Annotated in this window: 15 protein-coding genes; 9 read left to right on the top strand and 6 right to left on the bottom strand. The window is 65.2% G+C overall.

All coding sequences use genetic code 11. The features are described 5' to 3' along the window. Window positions 1-198: 198 nt before the first annotated feature. Both ABE456_RS23810 and ABE456_RS23805 read right to left on the bottom strand, forming a co-directional pair. Window positions 199-1,482: a Zn-dependent hydrolase gene (locus ABE456_RS23810; protein ID WP_346646120.1), complete on the bottom strand. Its 1,284-nt coding sequence runs from the start codon at window positions 1,480-1,482 to the stop codon at window positions 199-201. Window positions 1,483-1,538: 56 nt separating this feature from the next. Next, window positions 1,539-3,029 (bottom strand): NCS1 family nucleobase:cation symporter-1, encoded by a 1,491-nt coding sequence (locus ABE456_RS23805; protein ID WP_346646119.1) that lies wholly within the window; start codon window positions 3,027-3,029, stop codon window positions 1,539-1,541. Window positions 3,030-3,370: 341 nt separating this feature from the next. On the opposite strand from ABE456_RS23805, the gene hydA reads away from it, so the two are divergent. The 3 genes from hydA (at window position 3,371) to preA (ending at window position 7,626) form a co-directional block, all read left to right on the top strand. Beyond that, on the top strand, window positions 3,371-4,810 hold the full coding sequence (hydA, locus tag ABE456_RS23800) for a dihydropyrimidinase (RefSeq protein WP_346646118.1): 1,440 nt from the start codon (window positions 3,371-3,373) through the stop codon (window positions 4,808-4,810). Between the two features lie 173 nt (window positions 4,811-4,983). After that, window positions 4,984-6,351 (top strand): NAD(P)-dependent oxidoreductase, encoded by a 1,368-nt coding sequence (locus ABE456_RS23795; protein ID WP_346646117.1) that lies wholly within the window; start codon window positions 4,984-4,986, stop codon window positions 6,349-6,351. Then, window positions 6,352-7,626 (top strand): NAD-dependent dihydropyrimidine dehydrogenase subunit PreA, encoded by a 1,275-nt coding sequence (preA, locus tag ABE456_RS23790; protein ID WP_346646116.1) that lies wholly within the window; start codon window positions 6,352-6,354, stop codon window positions 7,624-7,626. It abuts the gene before it with no gap. A gap of 181 nt (window positions 7,627-7,807) precedes the next feature. On the opposite strand, the gene ABE456_RS23785 is transcribed toward preA, so the two are convergent. The 4 genes from ABE456_RS23785 to gnd all read right to left on the bottom strand — a co-directional run bounded on the left by ABE456_RS23785 (window position 7,808) and on the right by gnd (window position 13,085). Beyond that, entirely contained in the window at window positions 7,808-8,428 is a 621-nt protein-coding gene (locus ABE456_RS23785) for a TetR/AcrR family transcriptional regulator (RefSeq protein WP_346646121.1), read from the bottom strand. A 260-nt stretch (window positions 8,429-8,688) separates the two neighbouring features. After that, the gene (locus tag ABE456_RS23780) at window positions 8,689-10,485 is read right to left on the bottom strand and encodes a glycoside hydrolase family 15 protein (RefSeq protein WP_346646115.1); all 1,797 of its coding nucleotides are present in this window, start codon (window positions 10,483-10,485) and stop codon (window positions 8,689-8,691) included. Between the two features lie 81 nt (window positions 10,486-10,566). Next, window positions 10,567-12,072 carry a glucose-6-phosphate dehydrogenase gene (zwf, locus tag ABE456_RS23775; RefSeq protein WP_346646114.1) on the bottom strand — a complete coding sequence of 502 codons (1,506 nt, stop codon included), beginning with the start codon at window positions 12,070-12,072 and terminating at the stop codon, window positions 10,567-10,569. Then, window positions 12,069-13,085 carry a phosphogluconate dehydrogenase (NAD(+)-dependent, decarboxylating) gene (gene gnd, locus ABE456_RS23770; RefSeq protein ID WP_346646113.1) on the bottom strand — a complete coding sequence of 339 codons (1,017 nt, stop codon included), beginning with the start codon at window positions 13,083-13,085 and terminating at the stop codon, window positions 12,069-12,071. The genes zwf and gnd overlap by 4 nt, the downstream gene beginning before the upstream one ends. A gap of 171 nt (window positions 13,086-13,256) precedes the next feature. On the opposite strand from gnd, the gene ABE456_RS23765 reads away from it, so the two are divergent. The 6 genes from ABE456_RS23765 (at window position 13,257) to ABE456_RS23740 (ending at window position 22,483) form a co-directional block, all read left to right on the top strand. Next, window positions 13,257-13,424 carry a DUF6026 family protein gene (locus tag ABE456_RS23765; RefSeq protein ID WP_346646112.1) on the top strand — a complete coding sequence of 56 codons (168 nt, stop codon included), beginning with the start codon at window positions 13,257-13,259 and terminating at the stop codon, window positions 13,422-13,424. A gap of 625 nt (window positions 13,425-14,049) precedes the next feature. Beyond that, on the top strand, window positions 14,050-15,609 hold the full coding sequence (glgA, locus tag ABE456_RS23760; RefSeq protein WP_346646111.1) for a glycogen synthase GlgA: 1,560 nt from the start codon (window positions 14,050-14,052) through the stop codon (window positions 15,607-15,609). Window positions 15,610-15,622: 13 nt separating this feature from the next. After that, on the top strand, window positions 15,623-17,365 hold the full coding sequence (gene treZ, locus ABE456_RS23755) for a malto-oligosyltrehalose trehalohydrolase (protein WP_346646110.1): 1,743 nt from the start codon (window positions 15,623-15,625) through the stop codon (window positions 17,363-17,365). Next, window positions 17,362-19,431 carry a 4-alpha-glucanotransferase gene (malQ, locus tag ABE456_RS23750; RefSeq protein WP_346646109.1) on the top strand — a complete coding sequence of 690 codons (2,070 nt, stop codon included), beginning with the start codon at window positions 17,362-17,364 and terminating at the stop codon, window positions 19,429-19,431. Before treZ ends, malQ begins: the two co-directional genes overlap by 4 nt. Then, complete coding sequence (locus ABE456_RS23745; protein WP_346646108.1) at window positions 19,428-22,202, top strand: malto-oligosyltrehalose synthase; 2,775 nt, start codon at window positions 19,428-19,430, stop codon at window positions 22,200-22,202. Before malQ ends, ABE456_RS23745 begins: the two co-directional genes overlap by 4 nt. 14 nt (window positions 22,203-22,216) lie before the next feature. Then, window positions 22,217-22,483 (top strand): DUF2934 domain-containing protein, encoded by a 267-nt coding sequence (locus ABE456_RS23740; RefSeq protein ID WP_346646107.1) that lies wholly within the window; start codon window positions 22,217-22,219, stop codon window positions 22,481-22,483. Window positions 22,484-22,564: the final 81 nt, after the last annotated feature.

The following is a 22,564-nucleotide window of genomic DNA, read 5'->3' as shown; positions in this document are numbered from 1 at the left end:
GCCCCAGCGATATCAGCGTTGACCCCTAGATCCTGGGGCCGCTGCGCAGCCCTTTCGCGACACAAGGCCGCTCCCACATGGATCGCATCAGCCTCAAGCCCCGTGCAGTATCTGTGCAAGCTGGCTTGCCGGCGATGAGGCCAGTCCATGCAACAAAGGCCAGTTGCATCCCCAAGAGTCCGCGCAAACACTTCAATGTCAGGCCGCCAGGCGCCCGCTGGCAATCGCCTCCGACGCTGCCAGCATCGCCCGCAACAGCACCGCACAACCCGCCGCCAGGTCATCAGGCGTGGCGTTCTCGATCTCGTTGTGGCTGATGCCGTTTTCGCACGGCACGAATATCATCCCCGCCGGCCCAAGCTCGGCCAGGAAGATCGCGTCATGCCCGGCGCCGCTGACAATGTCCATGTGCGGCAGGCCCAGCGCCTTGGCCGACTCGCGCACGGCATCGACACAGCCTTTGTCGAAGTACAACGCGGGGAAGTCGGCCGTGGGCACCAGCTCATGGCTCAGGCCATGTTTGGCACAGGTTGCCTCGATCACCCCACGCACATCGGCAATCATCGCATTCAGCTGCTCGCCTTGCAGGTGACGGAAGTCCAGGGTCATGCGCACCTCGCCCGGGATCACGTTGCGCGAGCCTGGGTACGCTTGCAGGCGACCCACCGTGCCACAAGCATGCGGCTGGTGGCCAAGGGCGGCGCGGTTGACCGCCTCCACCACGGCCGCGGCGCCGACCAGGGCGTCCTTGCGCAGGTGCATGGGCGTAGGGCCGGCATGGGCTTCGACACCGCGCAGGGTCAGGTCGAACCATTTCTGGCCCAGGGCACCCAGCACCACACCAATGGTCTTGGCCTGGTCCTCAAGGATCGGCCCCTGTTCGATATGCGCTTCGAAATACGCCCCCACCGGGTGCCCAAGCACCGCGCGCGGGCCGGCGTAGCCGATGGCGTTCAACGCTTCGCCAACGCTGACACCATGGGCGTCGCGTTTGGCCAAGGTCTCTTCCAGGGTGAACTTGCCGGCAAACACCCCCGAACCCATCATGCACGGGGCGAAGCGCGAGCCTTCTTCGTTGGTCCACACCACCACTTCCAGCGGTGCTTCGGTTTCCACGCCGAGGTCGTTGAGGGTGCGGATTACTTCCAACCCGGCCATTACCCCGAAACAGCCGTCGAACTTGCCGCCAGTGGGTTGGGTGTCGATATGGCTGCCGGTCATCACCGGGGGCAGTTTGGGGTTACGCCCCGGGCGACGGGCGAAGATATTGCCGACGGCGTCGATGCTGACCGTGCAACCGGCGGCCTCGCACCATTGAACGAACAGGTCGCGGGCCTGGCGGTCGAGGTCGGTCAGGGCCAGGCGGCACACGCCGCCCTTGGCGGTGGCACCGAGGTGGGCCAGGTCCATCAGCGATTGCCACAGGCGGGTGCTGTCGATGTGGTGGGCGGTGGTCTTCAGCATCTCTTTGACTGGGGTCACGGGTTTCTCCTTCAGGCATTTTTGTTGTCTGTGCGGGCCCTATCGCCGGCGTGGTGTCACGGCAAGGGCTTGGCCACCCGCGCCGGGCTACGCGCGACCACGCCGGCGAAGAGGTAATACAGCCCCCCACCCAGCAGCGAGCCGGTAAACCAGCCGTAGTCGTAGAACCAGCTGAAACTGCTGTTACCAATGGCCATCACCGTCAGCGCTACCGGCAACGCAAAAGCGGCGAAGCCAGCCCAGTTCCACGCCGGGTACACGTCGTCGCGGTACAGCCCGGCCAGGTCCAGCTTCTGCCGGCGGATCAGGAAGTAGTCCACCACCATGATCCCGGCAATCGGCCCGAGCAGGCTGGAATAGCCCAGCAACCAGTTGGAGTACACGCTCTCCAGGCTCAGGTCGGAGACGATCCAGCCCAGCTTCTTCAGCAACTCATGGCCCATCAGCGCCAGGCCGATGAAGCCGGTCAGCCATACCGCGCGGCTGCGCCCGATCAGGCGTGGGGCGATGTTCTGGAAGTCGTTGGTGGGTGACACGATATTCGCCGCGGTGTTGGTCGACAGCGTGGCGATCACGATCAGCGCCATGGCCAGGGCCACCCAGAACGGGCTGTGGATCTTGCCGATCAGGCTGACCGGGTCGGAAACGGTCTCGCCTACCAGCGACGCCGAGGCGGCAGTCAGCACCACCCCCAGCGCGGCGAACAGGAACATGGTCAACGGCAGGCCGAAGATCTGCCCGAGAATCTGGTCCTTCTGGCTGCGGGCATAGCGGCTGAAGTCGGGTATGTTCAGCGACAGCGTGGCCCAGAAGCCGACCATGGCGGTAAGCCCGGCGCAGAAGTAGCTGACCACGCTCGCCCCTTCCGGGCGCTTGGGTGGCTGGGCCAGCAGTTCGGTCATCGACATGTGCGGCAAGGCCCAGAACAGCAGGCCCACACCCACCGCCACCAGCAGCGGTGCCGACAGCGTTTCCAGCCACTTGATCGACTCGGCGCCGCGCAGCACCACCCATAGGTTCAGGCACCAGAAGATCATGAAGCCGATCACCTCGCCGGTACCGCCCAGGGCCTTCCAGCCGTCGAACACCGAGCCAAGGAACAGGTGAATGGCCAGCCCGCCGAACATGGTCTGGATACCGAACCAGCCGCAGGCCACCACCGCGCGGATCAGGCACGGTACGTTGGAACCGAGAATGCCGAACGACGAACGCAACAGCACCGGGAACGGGATGCCGTATTTGGTGCCGGGGAAGGCGTTGAGGGTAAGCGGGATGAGTACGATCACGTTGGCCAGCAGGATCGCCAGCAAGGCCTCGCCCACGCTGAGGCCGAAGTAGGCGGTGAGCACGCCGCCGAGGGTGTAGGTGGGCACGCAGATGGACATGCCTACCCACAGGGCGGTGATGTGCCATTTGTTCCAGGTGCGCTGGTGCACCTTGGTCGGTGCGATGTCATGGTTGTAGCGTGGGCTGTCGAGGACATCACTGCCCTCGGACAGCTCGAACAGGCCATCCTGCTCGACCACTTCCGATCTGCTCTGTTGCATGGGCCCTTCTCCAGATTTTTTTGTAGTTGTTTGCTCATCGGGCTAATTCGATGGCCGGAGTACACACGCGTATTGTGCTTAGAAATCTCGACCAGATTTTCATCTTGTCAAGTTAGTCAAAATTTCTGAAAGCCCCGTAGTCAGCACAACTGAATAAATTAATCTTTCAAATTCAAAAACTTAAAAACCACAATATTTATAGGAAAACTTCCTTGCTGAATCACGAATCAGCATCTAGCCTCCAATCTTGTCAGGCCTGACAGGATTAACCGCCCTGCCCGCCCGGCCCCCAGACAATTCCAAGAACCGGCCCAGACCGGTCAGCCTGCGAGGAAAACGGCATGTCCCTGTTGATCCGTGGCGCCACCGTGGTTACCCACGAAGAGAGTTACCCCGCCGATGTCCTGTGTGCCGATGGCCTGATTCGCGCCATTGGGCAAAACCTCGAACCGCCTACCGACTGCGAGATCCTCGACGGCAGCGGCCAGTACCTGATGCCCGGCGGCATCGACCCGCACACCCACATGCAATTGCCGTTCATGGGCACCGTGGCCAGCGAAGACTTCTTCAGCGGCACCGCCGCCGGCCTGGCCGGTGGCACCACCTCGATCATCGACTTCGTCATCCCCAACCCGCAGCAGTCGTTGCTGGAGGCCTTCCACACCTGGCGTGGCTGGGCGCAGAAAAGCGCCAGCGACTATGGCTTCCACGTCGCCATCACCTGGTGGAGCGAGCAGGTGGCCGAAGAGATGGGCGAACTGGTGGCCAAGCATGGGGTGAACAGCTTCAAGCACTTCATGGCCTACAAGAACGCCATCATGGCCGCCGACGACACCCTGGTGGCCAGCTTCGAGCGCTGCCTGCAACTGGGCGCGGTGCCTACCGTGCATGCCGAGAACGGCGAACTGGTGTACCACCTGCAGAAAAAGCTGCTGGCCCAGGGCCTGACCGGGCCGGAAGCCCACCCGCTGTCGCGCCCGTCTCAAGTCGAGGGCGAGGCGGCCAGCCGCGCTATACGCATTGCCGAAACCCTGGGCACGCCGTTGTACCTGGTGCACGTTTCCAGCCGCGAAGCGCTGGATGAGATCGCCTATGCCCGGGGCAAGGGCCAGCCGGTGTACGGCGAGGTACTGCCCGGCCACCTGTTGTTGGACGACAGTGTCTATCGCGACCCCGACTGGGCCACCGCCGCCGGCTATGTGATGAGCCCACCGTTCCGCCCGCGCGAACACCAGGAAGCGCTGTGGCGCGGCCTGCAGTCGGGCAACCTGCACACCACCGCCACCGACCACTGCTGCTTCTGCGCCGAGCAGAAAGCCATGGGGCGCGACGACTTCAGCCGCATCCCTAACGGCACCGCCGGCATCGAAGACCGTATGGCAGTGCTGTGGGATGCCGGGGTCAACAGCGGGCGCCTGTCGATGCATGAGTTTGTTGCGCTGACGTCTACCAACACGGCAAAAATCTTCAACCTGTTCCCGCGCAAGGGTGCCATCCGCGTCGGCGCCGATGCCGACCTGGTGCTGTGGGACCCGCAAGGCACCCGCACCATCTCGGCCCAGACCCACCACCAGCGGGTGGACTTCAACATCTTCGAAGGCCGCACCGTGCGCGGCATCCCCAGCCACACCATCAGCCAGGGCAAGGTGCTCTGGGCCGATGGCGACCTGCGCGCCGAAGCGGGCGCGGGGCGGTATGTGGAACGGCCGGCGTACCCGTCGGTGTATGAGGTGTTGGGGCGCCGGGCCGAAGTGCAGCGGCCGACGCCGGTTCAGCGCTGAGGCCATTGGGCCGCTGTGCGGCCCAATCGCGACGCAAGGCCGCTCCCACAAAAAGCAAAAGCGCCGCGCGCCCCTGTGGGAGCGGCCCTGCGTCGCGATTGGGGTGCGCAGCGCCCCCAGAAATCACCGCAACACCTGTCGCCTGCACCATAAAAAATAGAGAGGCTACAACCGTGATCGACGCCCTGAACCATTTGCCGCGCCCCCGGGCCGGCGCCGACCAGTTGGCCGAGCGCTTCAGCGACCTGGCCCCACCCCTTACCGCCCGCCAGGCTGCCGTGGAAAGCGCGCGCTGCCTGTACTGCTACGACGCCCCCTGCGTCAACGCATGCCCCAGCGACATCGACATCCCGTCGTTCATCCATCGCATCAGCGACGAAAACCTGCAAGGCGCCGCCGAACGCATTCTCTCGGCCAACATTCTCGGCGGCAGCTGTGCCCGCGTCTGCCCCACCGAAATCCTCTGCCAGCAAGCCTGTGTGCGCAACAACGCCCAGGAGTGCGCACCGGTGCTGATCGGCCAGTTGCAGCGCTACGCCCTGGACAACACCCAGTTCAGCGAGCACCCATTCGAGCGGTCACCGGCCACCGGCAAACGCATCGCCGTGGTCGGCGCCGGCCCTGCCGGGCTGTCCTGTGCCCACCGCCTGGCCATGCACGGGCATGAGGTGGTGGTGTTCGAGGCCTGCGACAAGGCCGGCGGCCTCAACGAGTACGGCATCGCCCGCTACAAGCTGGTGGACGACTATGCCCAGCGTGAAGTGGAGTTCCTGCTCGGCATCGGTGGCATCGAGCTTCGCCATGGCCAGCGCCTGGGCAGCAACCTCAGCCTGGGCGAACTGCGCGACCAGTACGACGCGGTGTTCCTCGGCCTCGGCCTGAACGCCGTGCGCCAGCTGGGCCTGGCCGATGAGGAAGCCCCCGGCCTGCTCGCCGCCACTGAATATATCCGCGAACTGCGCCAGGCCGATGACCTGAGCCAGCTGCCGCTGGCCGACCGCTGCCTGGTGATCGGCGCCGGCAACACGGCCATCGACATGGCCGTGCAGATGAGCCGCCTGGGTGCCCGCGACGTCAACCTGGTATACCGCCGTGGCCATGCCGACATGGGCGCCACCGGCCACGAGCAGGACATCGCCAAGGCCAACCAGGTACGCCTGCACACCTGGGCGCGCCCCGATGCCGTGCTGCTGGACGACAGCGGCAAGGTGCGCGGCATGCGCTTTGCCCGCACCGAACTGGCGGACGGCCGCTTGCGCGACACCGGCGAAACCTTCGAGCTGGCCGCCGACGCCATCTTCAAAGCCATCGGGCAGCGTTTCGACGACGCCAGCCTTGGTGACCCGGTGGCCGCGCAACTGGCCCGCGAGGGCGAACGCATTCGCGTCGATGAAACCCTGCAAACCAGCCTGCCGGGTGTGTACGCCGGTGGCGACTGCACCGCGCTGGGCCAGGACCTCACCGTCCAGGCGGTGCAACACGGCAAGCTGGCCGCCGAAGCCATCCATGCCCAACTCATGCTCAACGTGGAGGCAGCATAAATGGCCGACTTGTCTATTGTGTTCGCCGGTATCAAGGCACCCAACCCGTTCTGGCTGGCCTCTGCCCCGCCAACCGACAAGGCCTACAACGTGGTCCGCGCCTTCGAGGCCGGCTGGGGCGGCGTGGTCTGGAAAACCCTGGGCGAGGACCCGGCGGCGGTCAACGTATCGTCACGCTATTCGGCGCACTACGGCCCCAACCGCCAGGTGCAGGGCATCAACAACATCGAACTGATCACCGACCGTTCGCTGGAAATCAACCTGCGGGAAATCACCCAGGTGAAGAAGGACTGGCCCGACCGGGCGCTGATCGTGTCGCTGATGGTGCCGTGTGAAGAAGCGTCCTGGAAGTTCATCCTGCCGCTGGTGGAAGCCACCGGGGCCGATGGCATCGAGCTGAACTTCGGCTGCCCGCACGGCATGCCGGAACGCGGCATGGGCGCTGCGGTCGGCCAGGTGCCGGAGTACGTGGAGATGGTCACCCGCTGGTGCAAGACGCACTGCTCGCTGCCGGTGATCGTCAAGCTTACGCCGAACATCACCGACATCCGCCAGTCAGCCCGCGCCGCCCACCGTGGCGGGGCCGATGCGGTGTCGCTGATCAACACCATCAACTCCATCACCAGCGTCGACCTCGACCGCATGGTGGCCCACCCCATCGTCGGTGACCAGAGTACCCATGGCGGTTACTGCGGCTCGGCAGTCAAGCCGATAGCCCTGAACATGGTGGCGGAAATTGCCCGCGATCCGGAGACCCGCAGCTTGCCTATTTGTGGCATTGGCGGCATCAGCAACTGGCGTGATGCGGCGGAATTCATGGCCTTGGGCAGTGGCGCCGTGCAGGTGTGCACGGCGGCGATGCTGCATGGTTTTCGCATTGTCGAGGACATGAAGGACGGACTGGCGCGCTGGATGGACCAGCACGGCCACCGTAACATCGAAGCCTTCCGTGGCCAGGCGGTGGGGCATACCACCGACTGGAAATACCTGGACATGAACTACAAGTCGGTAGCGCACATCGATCAGGAGGCGTGCATCGGCTGCGGGCGCTGCCACATTGCCTGCGAGGACACCTCGCACCAGGCCATTGCCAGCACGCTGAAGGCTGACGGCACGCATGCCTATAGCGTGATCGAGGAGGAATGCGTGGGCTGCAACCTGTGCCAGATCACCTGCCCGGTGGAAAGCTGCATCGAGATGCAGGCGCAGGATACCGGCAAGCCTTATTTGAACTGGACGCAGGACCCGCGTAACCCCTACCGCGAGGCCAGCTGAGGCAGGTCACCGTCCGACCAACTTACGCGGTCCCTTGTGGGAGCGGCCTTGTGTCGCGATAGGGCCGCACAGCGGACCCAGCAATCTTTGCCGCAATGCAGAAATCGAGGGGCCGCTTCGCGGCCCAATCGCGACACAAGGCCGCTCCCACAAAAAGACCGCGTCCACCTGGAATACCGGTTCAGGGCTCCAGCCCAATCCCCCGCAAGATCACGCTGGTCACCGTCTGCACTGCACTTTCAAAGGCCATGTCCGACAGCGCCTCGCCGCCATTGAGCAGCTCCACCTGGTAACCAAAGTCGGCATAGTGCTGGGTCGAGGCCCAGATCATGTACAGCAGCGCCGACGGCTCCACCGGCAGGATGCGCCCCTCCTCCACCCAGCGGCGGATCTTGGCTTCCTTCAGTTTGGCCCAGGGCACCAGGCTTTCATCCAGGTTCACCCCTAGCACCGGCGCCCCGTGCAGCATCTCTTCGGCCCAGATCTTCGAGCCCAACGGCCGTGAGCGCGAGTGGCCCATTTTCGCCCGGATGTAACTGGTCAGCACCACACGCGGGTCGTCGAAATTCTCGAAGCACAGCGCGTCCTGCTTCCATACATCCAGCAGGTCCTGCAGCACCGCGCGGAACAGCTCGTCCTTGGTGCTGAAGTAATAATGCAGGTTGGAACGCGGCAGCTCGGCCTGCTCGGCAATATCGCCCATGGAGGTGGCGCCGTAGCCTTTCTCGGCGAACACCTTTTCCGCCGCCTGCAGAATCTTCTCTATATTGCGCCGGCGGATTTCGATCTTGTGGTTGGCCATCAGGCTTGGGCCGTCCACACCGCCAGTTCATACCCGTCCAGGACTGCGATGTCGCTGACATTGAACTCGATGTTGTGAACTTGCCGTTCCGTACCGCGAATACCCATGTGTGCTCCGTGCCGAATGGTGTTTGCCCTAGTCTACTCCGCTTGTTTCTCGAAGCGAGCGCAATCCCTGTGGGAGCGGCCTTGTGTCGCGAAAGGGGCGCGTAGCGGCCCCAGATTTCAGCTTTGCCGCAAATATCGCCGGGGCCGCGTTGGCTATCCGCAACTGGCCCGGTCGCGCACCGGGCACTGCGCGCGGTGCAGGTTCAGGGCGGTGTTGATGATGCCGATGTGGCTGAAGGCCTGGGGGAAGTTGCCGAGCATGCGCTGGCCGGCCGGGTCGTACTGTTCGGCCAGCAGGCCGAGTTCGTTGCACAGGCCGGTCAGGCGTTCGTACAAGGCCTGCGCTTGTACTTGGCGCCCCAGCAGGACGTAGACATCGGCCAGCCAGAACGAACACACCAGGAAGGTGCCCTCACCCGGCGTCAGGCCGTCACTGCAGCTGTCGCTGTCGTAGCGCAGCAGCAGGCCGTTTTTCAGCAGGCGCTGTTCTATTTGCTCCAGCGTGCGCAGGAAGCGCGGGTCATCGGCTGGCAGAAAACCGGTCAGGGCAATCTGCAACAGGCTGGCATCCATCTCGCTCGAACCATAGGCCTGCACGAAGAACTTGCCGCTGCAATCCAGGCCTTGTCCACACACTTCGCGGTGGATCTCGTCAGCCACCTGGCGGTAATGCTGCCCCTGCTCGCGGCCTTGTTCGGTGGTGTCAGCCAGACCTGCGGCACGGTCGAAGGCGACCCAGGCCATCACCTTGGAATGCACGAATTGCTGACGGTCGCCGCGCACTTCCCAGATGCCTTCGTCCGGCTCGCGCCAGATGCGCTCGACGTAGGGCAGGATCAAACGGGAGATGGCGGCGCTGCGCGGGTGGCGCGGCAAGCCGCCCTTGATCGCCTGGGTCATGGCATCGGCCAGTTCACCGTAGATATCCAGCTGCAGCTGCTGCGACGCGGCATTGCCCACTCGCACAGGTTTCGAATGTTCGTATCCGGCCAGCCACGGCAACGTGTATTCCTGCAGGTCGCGTTCGCCAGCCAGGCCGTACATGATCTGCATCTGTTCAGGGTTGCCGGCCACCGAACGCAGCAGCCATTCGCGCCAGGCTTGGGCTTCGTCGAAGTAGCCAAGGTTCATGAACGCCAGCAAGGTCATGGTGGCGTCGCGCAGCCAGCAGAAGCGGTAGTCCCAGTTGCGCTCGCCACCAACGCGTTCGGGCAGCGAGGTTGTAACGGCAGCAACGATGCCGCCAGTGGGGGCGTAGGTCATGGCCTTGAGGGTGAGCAGCGAGCGGCGTACCAAGGCGGTGTAGGGGCCAACTTCCGGGCAGCGCGCTGCGAAAGCCTGCCATTGGTCAATGGTGGCTTTAAGGGCATCGTCCACGTTGCAGTCGGGCTGTACGGGCAGGTGGGACGCCTGGTGGCGCAGGCTGAAGACCTGGCGCTCGCCCGTGCTTACGCGAAAGCGGGCAACGGTGTGGAGGTCGCGGGCGTGTGGCGGCACGGTGCTGCACAGGATCAAGCGGTCGGGGCCGGCGACAGCGCTGAGGGTGAGTGGATCGAGCCGCTCCACCCAGGGCACGCTGCGGCCGTAGTCGAAGCGCATGACCAGGTCCATTTCGAAGTTTGTTTCGCCAGAGACACCCTCGACGATACGCACCACTGAGTTGACCTCGTCCAGCGGCATGAAGTCGAGCACGCGGGCACGGCCGCTGGCGGTCACCCAGGTGGTTTCCAGTACCAGGGTGTCGGCCAGGTATTGGCGGCGGCTGTGCTCGACCGGGTCACAGGGGGCCAGGCGCCAGCGGCCGTTTTCTTCGTTGCCCAGCAGGGCGGCGAATACTGCGGGGGCGTCGAAGCGTGGCAGGCATAGCCAGTCGAGCGAGCCGTCGCGGCTGACCAGGGCGGCGCTGCGGCAGTTGCCCAGCAGGGCGTAGTCTTCGATGTGGGCGGGCATCGGGTCTCCTTTGTGTGGTGGCCGGTGCTGGCCTCTTCGCGGGCTTGCCCGCGAAAGGGGCGGCACAGGCTTACAAACCTCTCACCCCAACCGGTGCCACTCGCGCTTGTCCCGGGCCAGCAGTTCATTGCCAGCCTCAGGCCCATCCTCACCGGCCGGGTACTCGTGCACCTCGCCGCCCTGGGCCCAGGCGTCAAGGAACGGCTGCACGGCACGCCAGCCGTTCTCGATGTTGTCGGCCCGCTGGAACAAGGTCTGGTCACCGGTCAGGCAGTCGTAGATCAGCGTTTCGTAACCCGTCGCCGGGGTCATCTTGAAGAAGTCCTTGTAGGCAAAGCCCAGCTCGATATTCTCCATCACCAGCTCCGGCCCGGGGCGCTTGGCCTGCAGGTCGAACCACATGCCTTCGTTGGGCTGAATCTGGATTTTCAGGTAGTTGGGCTTGGGCCGCTCCAGCTCCGATTCGCGGAACTGCGCATAAGGCGCGGGCTTGAAGCAGATGGCGATTTCCGTGTCACGCACGCTCATGCGCTTGCCGGTACGCAGGTAGAACGGCACGCCGGCCCAGCGCCAGTTGTCGATCATCACCTTCAGCGCCACGTAGGTCTCGGTTTGGCTGTCGGCGGCAACGTTGGCCTCCTGGCGATAACCGGGCAGCTGCTTGCGCCCCTGCTTGCCGGCGCTGTACTGGCCACGCACGGAGTTTTTCAGGGCCATTTTCGCCGACCACGGACGGATGGCACCGACCACCTTGGCCTTCTCGCTGCGCACGGCATCGGCGGCAAACGCGGCCGGTGGTTCCATGGCCACCATCGCCAGCAACTGGAACAGGTGGTTGGGCACCATGTCGCGCAGGGCCCCAGTGCTGTCATAGAACGCACCACGGGTTTCGACGCCGACCGTTTCCGCGGCGGTGATCTGCACATGGTCGATGTAGTGGTTGTTCCAGAACGATTCGAACAGGCCGTTGGAGAAGCGGCTGACCAGGATGTTCTGCACCGTCTCTTTGCCCAGGTAATGGTCGATGCGGTAGATCTGCCGCTCGCCCATCACCTTCAGCAGGCAGGCGTTGAGCGCCTCGGCACTGGCCAGGTCGGTGCCGAAGGGCTTTTCGACCACCACCCGGCGAAAGCCGCCGGCGGACTCGTCGAGCAGCCCGGCCTGCCCCAGTTGCTGGGCAACCTCCGGGAAGAAGCGCGGCGACGTTGCCAGGTAGAAGATGGCGTTGCCGTGGCGGGTTGCGTCGATGCGCCTGGCAATGGCCTGGTAAGTCGCCGGGTCAAGGAAGTCACCGGTCTGGTAATCCAGGCGCTTGGCCAAACGCGCCCAGAGCTTTTCGTCCAGGCACTTGGCCGTACCCGCGCCACCCTGGTCGCGCTCGACCATGAACGCGTGCAGGCGCTGGGCAAAATCCTCGGCGCTGGCTGGGTTGTGGTCGACGCCAACGATGCGCAGGTTGCGGTCCAGCAAGCCGTCGCGGCTGAGGTTGTACAGCGCCGGCATCAGCAGGCGCTTGACCAGGTCGCCATTGGCGCCGAACAGGAACAAGGTGCAAGGGGGTGCAGCTGCAATGGTCGGTTTAGTCATTCGCCTTTCTTCTCGACATGGCCACCAAAGCCCAGGCGCATGGCCGAGAGAATCTTGTCACCGTAGGTGCCCTGCTGCTGGCGCGAACGGAAGCGCGCGAACAGCGCGCTGGACAGCACCGGCACCGGCACCGCCTGCTCGACGGCGGCATCGATGGTCCAGCGGCCTTCCCCACTGTCGGACACCGAGCCACTGAACTGCGACAGTTGCGGGTCGGCCACCAGCGCATCGGCAGTGAGGTCGAGCAGCCACGAGGTAACCACGCTGCCGCGCCGCCACACCTCGGCGATTTCGGCCACGTTCAGGTCAAAGCGCTGCTCCTGCGGCAACGCGTTGCCGCCTTTGCTGCGCAGCAGGTCGAAGCCTTCGGCATAAGCCTGCATCAGGCCGTATTCGATGCCGTTGTGCACCATTTTCACGTAGTGCCCGGCGCCGGGTGGGCCGGCATGGATGTAGCCATGCTCGGCGCGCTGGTGCTCGCCGCTGCGGCCATGGGTACGCGGGATATCACCCACGCCTGGCGCCAACGCCTTGAACAGCGGCTCCAGGCGTTCGAACACGTCTTTTTCGCCACCGATCATCATGCAGTAACCACGGTCCAGGCCCCACACACCACCGGAGGTGCCGACGTCCAGGTAGTGCAGGCCGCGCTTGGCCAGCTCAGCGGCGCGGCGCATGTCGTCCTTGTAGAAGGTGTTGCCGCCGTCGATGATCGCATCGCCCGGTTCCAGCAGTTCGGCCAGCTGGGCGATGGTCTGCTCGGTGGGCTCACCCGCCGGCAGCATGACCCACACCGCGCGTGGCGCCTTGAGCTTTTGTACCAGCGCACCAAGGTCGTGCGCGCCTTGGGCACCCTCGCCCTCCAGGCCGGTGATGGCCTCACGGTTGCGGTCGTGCACCACGGTGCGGTGGCCGGCGCGCATCAGCCGCCTTGCGATATTGCCGCCCATGCGGCCCAGCCCGACGATTCCCAGTTGCATGAGCCGATGCTCCCCTTTCGAAATGGATGACAACACAGTCCAGCTGTTCAGATTAGTCCAGCATGCCGCACGAGGGTTCAGCGACGAACGGCGAGACCACGATAAACAAAAAAGTTCCCAAGGCCTGCGAAAGAATTCAAAATGCGCCCCGCGTGAAGCGTCTACGCTTTGACTTGTCACCAGCCAAAACCGCGAGGTGTGCTCATGGGTACTTTGATGCCTGCAACCCCAACCCAGACCCTCTATGTCTCCGTGCGCCGTGATGAGCTGCGTAAATTGAAAGACGAACGTGACCAGCTGCGTCAGCAGGTTGCGCAACTGAACCTGCTGCTGGCGCAACAGCGTGATGGCGATAAAGCTGTCAGCCTCTGATTTTTTCTTCCTCTAGTGGGGGCTTTGAAGCTCCCACCTTGCTGAACGCCCCCTCCTTTTTTGCAGGCCTGTCCTCTTCGCGGGTAAACCCGCTCCTACAGGTTTTGTGCTGCCTCTGAGATCCCACGGTTCCTGTGGGAGCGGGTTTACCCGCGAAGAAGCCCCTCCAGCGCCCCAATATGGTGCACAAGCCCGCTCAGGCCACAATTTGGCGCACCCGCAATACCCCCTCCGCAAGCCCTTTCACATCTGCTCACAAACGCCAACGTTTGCGTCTATTCCGCACATAACAATAGTGACCAGTGGGTCACCTTTTTATCTCTTTCTCTCCTACACTCGGTTTTCGGCCCGCCATTTGCTCAACGGAAGAGTGACCAAAAAGTCGAACTTTCAGGAAAGCGGGCAGGTCAGGAATTAAGTAGGCCAAACGCAAAGGGACTTCCCAGCCTCGGCCCACCACCCAAACCAGCCCAATCGCCTTCGGCCGGAACGCCGATCGCGCTGTGCCTGCGCGCACGACCCTGGGGCATGGAACGCATTACGCAGCATTCAGAAGTAGAGAGAACCAACACGAAACATCGCCACGGGTGCCAGCACCCGGCCAAGCATAGGGACGGAGAGAAGTATGATCAGTGCCGCTGTCGAGCCTCACGTAGATTCATTCAACCCGGACAACCGCGAACCGCTCACCCCGGACTTCGCCACGACAGGCAAGGCACCCGGCGCCCAGCGCCAGCAAAACCCCAACAAGCGCAAGATTTTGTTCGTGACCTCGGAAATCGCCGACCTGGTGAAAACCGGCGGCCTGGGTGACGTGTCGGCGGCCCTGCCCCGCGCCCTGGCGCACCTGCACGACGTGCGGGTGCTGATCCCCGGCTACCGCCAGGTGATGGAAAGCGACAACCCCATCCACATCGTCGGTGAACTGGGCGGCCACGCTGCCCTGCCGCCGTGCAAGATCGGCCGCATGGACATGGCCGACGGCCTGGTCATCTATGTGCTGATCTGCCCCGAGCTGTACCTGCGCGACGGCACTCCCTATGGCGCCAACAATGGCCGCGACTGGCCCGACAACCACATCCGCTTTGCCCGCCTGGGCCTGGCCGCCGCCGAAATTGCCGCTGGCGAAGGCAAGATCCACTGGCAGCCCGAAGTGGTGCACGCCCACGACTGGCCAGCAGGCCTGGCCCCGGCCTACATGCACTGGCGCGGGTTGAACACGCCAACCTTGTTCACCATCCACAACCTGGCCTACCAAGGTGTGTACAGCCGCGGCTGCAGCCCGGAGCTGGCGATCCCCGACCATGCCATGCAGCAGGAAGGCATGGAGTTCTACGGCAAGCTGTCGTTCCTCAAGGCCGGCCTGGCCTACTCCAGCCACATCACCACGGTCAGCGCCACCTATGCCCGGGAAATCACCACCCCGGAATTTGGCTGCGGCCTGGATGGTTTCCTTGCCAGCAAAGCCCAGCAAGGCCTGCTCGGCGGCATCCCCAACGGCATCGACGAAAGCTGGGACTCGGCCACCGACAAGCACCTGCAGCACAACTTCAGCATCAACGACTGGGAAGGCAAGGCGCGCAACACCCAGGAAGTGCGCGAGCTGTTCGGCCTTGAAGACTCCGAAGGCCCGCTGTTTGCCGTGGTTTCGCGGCTGGTCTACCAAAAAGGCCTGGACCTGACCCTGGGCGTGGCCGACTACATCGTCGAGCAAGGCGGGCAGATCGCGATCATCGGCCGTGGCGAGCCTGAAGAAGAGCAGGCCATGCGCGAGCTGGCGCTGCGCCACCCGGGCCGTATTGGCGTGCGCATCGGCTTCAACGAAACCGATGCCCGGCGCATGTTCGCCGGCAGCGACTTCTTGCTGATGCCGTCGCGCTACGAGCCTTGCGGCCTCAGCCAGATGTACGCGCAGCGTTTCGGTTCGCTGCCGGTGGCACGTAACACGGGCGGGCTGGCCGACACCATCGAGTGCGGCGTCACCGGTTTCCTGTTCAACGAATCGACCGTCGACAGCTACCGCGAAGCACTCAGCCGCGCCTTCTATGTATATGGCAAGAAGGACCTGCTGAACGCCATGCGCTGCCTGTCGATGACCCAGCCGTTCAACTGGTGCCAGGCGGTGGAACCCTACGCCCGCCTGTACGAGGACCTGGTCAAGCAAGCGCAGTTCAGCCACTACTGAGCGGGGGCCGAAGATGCACAGGCATGGCGCACACTTGCTGGACGCCACGTCGGCGCGCTTCGCCCTCTGGGCGCCTGATGCGCGTAGCGTGAGCGTGGAACTGGAGCAGCAGCCGGCCATCGAGCTGCTGCCCGAGGCTGATGGCTGGTACACCGGCGTGGCCACGTGCCAGGCTGGTGACCGTTACCACTACCGTATCGACGGTGAACTGAAGGTGGCCGACCCGGCTTCGCGCTACCAGCCCGATGGCGTACAGGGGCCGAGCCAGGTGGTGGATGTGGCCAGCTATGCCTGGCAACACCCCTGGCAGGGCCGGCCCTGGCACGAGGCGGTGATCCAGGAACTGCACGTTGGCCTGCTCGATGGCTATGACGGCGTGGCCCGGCAGCTGCCACGCCTGGCCGAGTTGGGCATCAGTGCGGTCGAGCTGATGCCCTTGGGGCAGTTCCCCGGCGAGCGCAACTGGGGCTACGACGGTGTGCTGCCCTACGCACCGCAGAACACCTACGGCAGCCCCGAGCAGTTGTGCGCACTGGTCGACCAGGCTCACGGCGAAGGGCTGATGGTGTTGGTGGATGTGGTCTACAACCACTTCGGCCCCGCCGGCAACTACCTGCACCAGTACGCCAGCCCGTTCTTCCGCGAAGACCGGCAGACGCCTTGGGGCGCGGCCATCGACTTCCGCCGCCCGCAGGTACGCGAGTACTTCATCCAGAACGCCCTGATGTGGCTGTGCGACTACCGCTGCGACGGCCTGCGCCTGGATGCCGTGCATGCCATCGACCAGCCCGACTTCCTTATCGAGCTGGCGCAGCGGGTGCGCGCCGCGGTGGCGCCGGGCCGCCAGGTGTGGCTGGTGCTGGAAAACGAGCACAACCAGGCCGGCCTGCTGGAACAGGGCTTCGACGCCCAGTGGAACGACGACGGCCACAATGCCTTGCATGTGCTGCTGACCGGCGAAACCGAAGGCTACTACGCCGACTACCAGCAACGCCCCATCGACCAACTGGCGCGCTGCCTGGCCGAAGGCTTCGTGTTCCAGGGTCAGGCAAACCGCCACGGCACGCCACGCGGCGAGCCCAGCGGGCACCTGGCGCCCAGCGCCTTTGTGTTGTTTTTGCAAAACCACGACCAGATCGGCAACCGCGCCCTGGGCGAACGCCTGACTCGCCTGTGCCCGCCGCCGGCCCTGCGTGCAGCCACCAGCCTGCTGCTGTTGGCACCGATGATTCCACTGCTGTTCATGGGCGACGACGATGGCAGCTGCCGGCCGTTCCTGTTCTTCACCGACTTCCATGACCAGTTGGCCGATGCCGTGCGCGAAGGCCGGCGCGGTGAGTTCGCCCACTTCACCGCGTTCGCCGACCCCGAACAACGTGAGCACATTCCCGACCCCAACGCCGAACAGACCTTCGAGTCGTCGCGCCCGCAAAACAAGGAAGTGATCGCCGGCTGGCACGGCCTTTACCAGCAACTGCTCGACCTGCGCCGCCGCCACGTCATCCCGCACCTGCCCGGTAGCCGCTCACTGGGCGCCGAGGTGCATGGCGAAAAAGCACTGACCGCCCGTTGGCGCCTGGGCGATGGCAACACGCTGCGCATCGACCTGAACCTGGCCGCCACCCCGCAGGAGGTCGCTTTGCCCGCGCCACTCACCCGATTGTTCGACAGCAGCGACACCCAGCACCCTGACACCCACCTGGCTGCCTACAGCTGCGTGGTCAGCCTGCTGCCCCCTACCCAGGAGCGCCCATGAGCGAAACCGCCCTGCACCGTCTGGCAACCCGCGTCGGGCTGAGCCGCGACTGGATTGACGCCAATGCCCGGCCCCAGCGCGTCAGCGACGAGGTGCTGCGCAACATCCTCGAAGGGCTTGGCCATCCTGCCGCCGATGACAGCGCCATTGCCGCCAGCCTGCGCGCGGTGGAAGCCGCCGAAGACAGCGAGCACCTGCCGCCGTTGCTGACCGCCGACCTGGGCCAGCCGCTGGCGTTGGCGCGCTATTTCAGTGCAGCCAGCGTTGCCCACTGCACCCTGGAGGACCAAGCCTCCGTCACCCTCAGCCTCGATGAGCAGGCACGCCTGCCCGGTGACTTGCCCATCGGCTACCATCAGGTGCAAATCGACAGCCGCCGTTTCACCGTGGCGGTGGCCCCGCCACGCTGCCACAGCCTGGACGACAAGGTGCAGCAGCCACCGCCGCGCTGTTGGGGGTTGGCCGTTCAGCTGTACAGCCTGCGCCGCCCTGGCGATGGCGGCTACGGCGACTGCCTGGCCCTCGAACAACTGGCCCGTTCGGCTGCCGAGCGCGGCGCCGATGCCTTGGCCATCAGCCCGATCCACGCCTTGTCGGCGATCGACCAGGCGCACTACAGCCCCTACTCGCCCTCCAGCCGCCTGCTGCTCAACACCTTGTACGCCAGCCCCGCCGCCTTGCTGGGTGACCGGGCGGTGCGGGTGGCCATTGAAGCGTGCGGCCTGGAGCAACAGCTGGAAGACCTGGAGCAAGGCCCGCTGGTCGACTGGCCGCGCGCCGCCAGCGCCCGCCAGCGCCTGCTTGAAGCCCTGTACCAGGGTTTCAGCCAGGGCGAGCACCCGCTGCGCAATGATTTCGACAGCTTCCGCAAAGCCGGCGGCCAGGCGCTGGAGCACCACTGCCGCTTCGAAGTGCTGCAAGCGCAGGCGGTGGAGCATGGCCTGGGCGCCGACTGGCGCAACTGGCCCAAGGCCTGGCACGACCCGTACCACGCGGAAGTGGAGGCCTTCGCCAACGCCTACCCGGCCAGGGTCGAGTTCCATGCCTTTTGCCAATGGCTGACCGAACGGGGCCTGCAACGCGCCCAGGAAGCGGCCCGCGGCAACGGCATGGCGGTCGGCCTGATTGCCGACCTGGCAGTGGGTGCCGACGGCGCCGGCAGCCAAGCCTGGAGCCGCCAGGACGAGCTGCTGGCCGGCCTGAAGGTGGGCGCGCCGCCCGACATCCTCAACCGCGCCGGCCAGGACTGGGGCATTTGTGCCTTCTCGCCCGAGGGCCTCAAGCGCAACGGTTACCGCGCCTTCATTGAAATGCTGCGGGCCAACCTGGCCCATGCCGGTGGCCTGCGCATCGACCATGTGATGGGGCTGCGCCGGCTATGGCTGATCCCGCAGGGGGCCAAGCCCAGCGAAGGTGCCTACCTCAACTACCCGCTGGACGACCTGCTACGCCTGCTGGCGCTGGAGTCGGTGCGCCACCAGGCGATCATCCTTGGCGAAGACCTGGGCACCGTGCCCGACGGCCTGCGTGAACAGCTGGCGGCCAAGGCCGTGCTGGGCATGCGCGTGCTGCCCTTCGAGCAAACCCAGCCCGGCCAGTTCAAGCCGATTCTCGACTGGCCGGACAACGCCTTGGCCACCACCGGTACCCACGACCTGGCACCGCTGGCCGGCTGGCTGGAAAACCGCGACATCGACTGGAGCCGCCGCTTGCAATTGATTGACGCTGCCACCGAGCTGCATTGGCGCCACGAACGGCAGAAGGAACATGACGGCCTGCGCCGGACCCTGGAGGCCAACTACGGCGAGTTGAAGGATAACGACGCGGTGATCGATGCGGCTATCCGCTACGTCGGCCATACGCGCGCACCGCTGGTGCTGGTACCGCTGGAAGACCTGCTGGGCTGCGACGAGCAACCCAACCTGCCGGGCACCACCGCTGGCCACCCCAACTGGCGCCGGCGCTTTGCCCGGCCAGTGCGCGAACTGCTTGATGACGAGGACGCCGCGCGGCGCCTGGAACTGCTGGCCCAGGCCCGCGAACAGGCCTGGGAGCGTGACCAGTGAAGCCGCTGAGCGCGACCCTGCGCTTGCAGTTGCACAGTGATTTCAGCCTCGACCACGCGGTGCCGCTGGTGCCGTACTTCGCCCAGCTGGGCATCAGCCACCTGTATGCCTCGCCCATCCTCAAGGCCCGCGCAGGTTCCCGCCACGGCTATGACGTGGTCGACCCGACCTGCGTCAACCCCGAGCTTGGCGGTGAGGCGGCGCTGCAACGGCTGGTCGCCGCCCTGCGCCAGCACGGCATGGGGCTGATCCTCGATACCGTGTCCAACCACATGGCCGTGGGCGGCGCCGACAACCCCTGGTGGCAAAGCCTGCTGGCCTGGGGCCGGCGCAGCCCGTATGCGGAGTTCTTCGACATCCAATGGCACTCCAGCGACCCGCTGCTGGCCGGGCAACTGCTGTTGCCGTTCCTCGGCAGCGACTATGGCGTAGCGCTGAAGAATGGCGAGATCCCGCTTCAATTCGACAGGCACCTAGGGCTGTTGCAGGTCGCCCATTACCAGCATCGCTTCCCGATCTGCCCGATCGACTATGGCTGGGTTCTGGCGCTGAGCCCGGAGCCGGCCCTGAAGGCACTGGCCGAACACTTCACTGCATTGAGCGCGTCAGCCTCCCCGCTGGCCGACGCCCTGCCCCTGCACGCCGAACTGGCCCGCCTGGTGCGCGAAGGCGCCGACCTTGAGTCGGCCCTGGTGGCCTTCGACAGCCGCGCCGAGAACGGTTTCAAGCGCTTGCACCTGCTGCTGGAGCGACAAACTTATCGCCTGGCCAGCTGGCGCACCGCCGCCGACGACATCAACTGGCGGCGCTTCTTCGACATCAACGAACTGGGCGGCCTGCGCGTGGAACGCGCCTTGGTGTTCGAGGCCACCCACGCCAAGCTGTTCGACCTGATCGAGCGCGGCCTGGTGGATGGCCTGCGCATCGACCATATCGATGGCCTTGCCGACCCACGCGGTTACTGCCGTAAACTGCGTCGACGGGTCGATGGGCTGCTGGCACGTCGGCCACTGCATGCGGCGGTGGAACACTTCCCGATCTATGTGGAGAAGATCCTCGGCGCCAACGAGCACCTGCACCGCGACTGGCTTACCGACGGCACCACCGGCTACGAATTCATGAACCAGGTCTCGCTGCTGCAGCACGACCCGGCCGGTGAAGCGCCCCTGACCGAACTGTGGGCCAACAGCAGCGAACGCCCCAGCTACGCCGAAGAGGTGCGCCAGGCCCGCCACCTGGTGCTCAATGCCAGCTTGGCCGGCGACTGCGAATCGGTGGCCCAGGCGCTGCTGCAGGTAGCGCGCAACGACCTGATGACCCGCGACCTGACCTTGGGTGCGATCCGCCGGGCCTTGCAGGCGCTGGTGGCGCATTACCCGGTGTACCGCACCTACTTCAACGCCTGTGGGCGCCCGGCTGAAGACGAAGGATTTTTCCAGCAGGCGCTGGCCAACGCTCGCCAGGACCTTGGCGAAGCCGACTGGCCGCTGCTCGAGCAGCTTGAACAGTGGCTGGGCGGGCAAGCCTGGCGCCACCTGCCGCCGGGCCGGGTACGCAAGCAGCTGCGCCACGCCTGTGTGCGCTTCCAGCAACTGACCGCGCCCAGCGCTGCCAAAGCCGTGGAGGACACCGCCTTCTACCGCAGCGCCCGCCTGCTGTCGCGCAACGACGTGGGCTTCGAGGCCGAGCGCTTCAGCGCCCCAACTGGGCACTTCCACAACGAAGCCCAGCGACGCCTGCGCGACTTCCCCGATAACTTGCTGGCCACCGCCACCCATGACCACAAGCGCGGCGAAGACACCCGTGCGCGCCTGGCCGTGCTCAGCGAGCGCGGCCCGTGGCTGGCCAGCCGGGTAGAGCACTGGCGCGAGCTGGCAGAGCCGCTGCGCACGCAACTGGACGACGGCCCGGCGCCCAGCCCCGGCGACGAACTGATGCTGTTGCAGACGCTGCTTGGCAGCTGGCCGCTTGAGCTTGACCTGCACGACGACAATGCCCTGCGCCAGTATGCCGAGCGCATTCGCCAGTGGCAGCAGAAGGCCGTGCGCGAGGCCAAGCTACGCAGCAGCTGGAGCGCCCCCAGCGAGGCCTATGAAAGCGCCTGTGCCCGCTATGTTGGCGGCCTGTTGCTGGACAGCGAGAACCAGCAGTTGCGCAAATCCGTGGCCGACGCTGCGCACCTGCTGGCGTGCCCCGGCGCCCTCAATGGCCTGGCCCAGGCCCTGCTGCGCATGACCACGCCCGGTGTGCCCGACCTGTACCAGGGCAACGAATACTGGGACTTCAGCCTGGTCGACCCGGACAACCGCCGCGCCGTGGACTACGCTTGCAGGCGTCGCACCCTGGACGACGCCACACCGCCAGCCGAGCTGCTGGCGCACTGGCGCGATGGCCGCATCAAGCAGGCCCTGATCGCCCGGGTGCTGGACTGCCGCCAGGCCCACGCCGAACTGTTCCGCCGTGGGGCCTACCTGCCGCTGAGCGTGCAGGGCCGGCACGCGGACCAGGTGATCGCCTTTGCCCGGCTGGGAGACGGCGAGCGGGCCGTCATCGTCGTGCCACGCCTGGCCAGTACCCTGCTCGGTGGCGCCACTACACCGTTGATCCCGGCGCAGAACTGGGACGACACCCGGGTGATCCTGCCGTTTGCCTTGTCGCCTGCCAACTCGACGGGACTTTTCCCCTGTACAGCGGTCAGCCCTTCAAGGGAGCTGATGTTGAGTGCCGTGCTGGCGGAGTTTCCAGTCAACCTGTTGATACAACAATCTTGAGCATCAGGAGCGTCATGATGAGTGTTGAAGAAAAACGTATACGCGAATTTGCCTACCAGATCTGGGAGTCCGAGGGTAAACCCGCCGGCCAGGAAGAGCGCCACTGGGACATGGCGCGCAAGCTGGCCGAGGCCGAGGCCTTGGCACCGAAAGCAGCGCCGCGCAAACGGGCGCCGGCCAAGCCCAAGGTAGCGGCTGAGCCGAAGGCGGCTGCCCTGCCGGGGATTAAACCGGCTGCGGCGAAAAAGCCACGGGCGGTGAAAAAGCCTACTGCTGGTTGAGCCTGTTCCGGCCTCTTCGCGGGCTTGCCCGCTCCCACAGGACCACCACAAGGCTGGAGGTTGGTGTTGTACCTGTGGGAG

Source organism: Pseudomonas sp. TWI929 (assembly GCF_039673335.1).
In the GTDB taxonomy this organism is placed as follows: Bacteria; Pseudomonadota; Gammaproteobacteria; order Pseudomonadales; family Pseudomonadaceae; genus Aquipseudomonas.
This window is presented reverse-complemented; position numbering and strand designations above follow the sequence as displayed.